The organism is Oleiphilus sp. HI0132, assembly GCF_001635845.1.
Map to the genome: position 1 here is coordinate 1 of NZ_LWGJ01001229.1, position 2,108 is coordinate 2,108.

Below are 2,108 nucleotides of genomic sequence, written 5' to 3' on the forward strand. Positions count from 1 at the left end.
GATGACTTAGCCCTTCGAGCCTACCCCTACAAAAAAGAAACTTTAGTCATCGTACCCTTGGGCCTTAAGCGCTTCTTAACATCGCGAGGCTACAAGCGTGTTATTGAGCAAGACTGGTGGCAAGAAACACAAGTCGAAGAACTAACCATCACCACACTACCCGCCGTGCATTTCTCTGGCAGAGGCCTCTTTGATACCAACAAGACCCTATGGGCAAGCTTCAGCTTCCGCTCCAAGGAAAGAAGCATATGGTTCTCGGGCGATACAGCGAAAGGTGAGATATTCAAGGAGATAGGTGAACGGGCAGGCCCCTTCGATTTGGCCTTAATTGGTATTGGCGCCTATGAGCCAAGAAGGTATATGCGTTCTGTTCACGCGACACCTGAAGATGCCATTGAAATTGCAAGAAGTATCAAAGCACAGAAAACCATCGGCATGCATTGGGGGGCTATCATGCTGACACCTGAAGACCCATTTGAAGCCCCTCCTCGCTTTAAACAAGCCGCTATAGATCAAAGCTATGGCGATGAAAATGCTTTATTGATGAAGGTTGGAGAAACTCGAGCACTTTAATTTATCGATTTTTCCCTCATCAAGAATGGTCAATGTCTCACACGGCAAACATTGACCACTTGCAGCTTTCCACCTATGATTGCCCACATCAGGATAGTATCTCGATCTACAACAATAACAGGGAAGAGTTAGTCATAGTGAACTGCATTGAGCACTCACTATCGAAATAGAATCAAGAGCTTGATATGGCTTTTGAATTCCTATTCTCCCCCCGATAATATCGATTCAAAGAACCTGTAATAAGAAGCAAATTGGAATTTACTTTTAACGCCTTTTCGACGTTTATCGTTTTAAGATAACGGTTCGCCAAGGAGAGAGAAGGCAATTAATTCAGGAACGAATCATGTCAGTAGCAACAATTGAAGATTACGGAAACTCAGCATTAGAGCAAGACAATAAACAGATACACGACGAGCGTGCGCGTATTTTGAATATGGTCTCTCAAAAAGCGCAGGATCAGACTCTCACACTTCAAGAAACCACTGCACTATACGAAAAGTTTAACCAAACCTATACAGCATACCGGAGCACTGAACCGCAAGAGGTTGATGAAAGCTGGGCGCTGGAGTTGCTGCAAGAGAGTGAACAAGAAGAAGCCGAAAATACAACTTTTCAGACACGAATTAACGGCATTCCTCATCAAACTAAAAAAGGCTCAGGCAAGGACAACCCAGCCAACGATTCAATTTTAGTTGATAACGAAATGAAGCCAATGCTAGCTGCACCGCTAAAACAAATGACCTTCGAAGATAGAGCGTCGTTTACTCGTTCTGATGCAGCCAAACAAGACAAGGCAATGGCGACAATCATTGTTGCATCCGGTCTCGCTACTCTATCGATACTACTAGGCTTTGCCTTAGCATTCTAAGCGTAAAACCTAGTATCGTATGCGCATGCCTAATCGGCATGCGCCTCTTGAATTTTCATTAGCTCTTCTTGGGTATCGAGTAATAAATCAACCAAACGCGGCTCGAACTTAGTGCCTTTCATCTCTTTGAAGAAGTTTAATGTCTCGTCTATAGACCTAGCTTGTTTATAGCATCGACGATTCACCAGCGCATCGAACACATCTGCCACCGAAGCAATTCGCGCAAAGATATGAATATCTTCACCCGCAATACCGTTTGGATAGCCTGAACCGTCCCAGTTCTCGTGATGCCCACCTGCAATGAGCGCGCCCGCTCGCAAGACCTCTAAGTCAGACGTCGAAAGTATATCGTAACCGATCTGGGCATGAGACTGCATAACCTCCCACTCTTGAGGTGTTAGCTTACCAGGCTTGTTAAGGATATGATCAGGGATAGCGATCTTCCCAATATCATGTAGTGGTGCCGCTTTATACATTACCTCATTATCTCGATCACACAGTCCAAATGTCCATTCAGGACTTAATGAACCTCAAAGTAACTGTTGCATCAGTATTTGAAGAGTCAGAGCTGGACGCAGCGTCTAGCGTATCTCTTCTGACCGAAAATGACTGGCAAAAAACAGGAGCAAAACGCTTAAGTGATGTGCTGGAAAGTGTTCCTTCCGTG

General features: G+C 44.8%; 3 protein-coding genes. 2 read left to right on the forward strand and 1 reads right to left on the reverse strand.

Annotated features, from left to right (window positions below; genetic code table 11):
* Together A3766_RS18015 and A3766_RS18020 are read left to right on the forward strand one after the other, a co-directional pair.
* A partial coding sequence (locus A3766_RS18015) for an MBL fold metallo-hydrolase (protein ID WP_231882923.1) occupies positions 1–573 on the forward strand: 573 nt, incomplete at its 5' end.
* A 343-nt stretch (positions 574–916) separates the two neighbouring features.
* Entirely contained in the window at positions 917–1,441 is a 525-nt protein-coding gene (locus A3766_RS18020; protein ID WP_068509498.1) for a hypothetical protein, read from the forward strand.
* 29 nt (positions 1,442–1,470) lie between these two features.
* Here the strand turns inward: A3766_RS18020 and A3766_RS18025 are convergent, their stop codons facing one another.
* Positions 1,471–1,941: an HD-GYP domain-containing protein gene (locus A3766_RS18025; protein ID WP_082907151.1), complete on the reverse strand. Its 471-nt coding sequence runs from the start codon at positions 1,939–1,941 to the stop codon at positions 1,471–1,473.
* Between the last annotated feature and the right edge of the window lie 167 nt (positions 1,942–2,108).

What these genes read in the sequence shown, in the direction of transcription:
- A3766_RS18020 (WP_068509498.1), top strand. Translation starts at nt 917, where the DNA reads ATGTCAGTAGCAACAATTGAAGATTACGGAAACTCAGCATTAGAGCAA.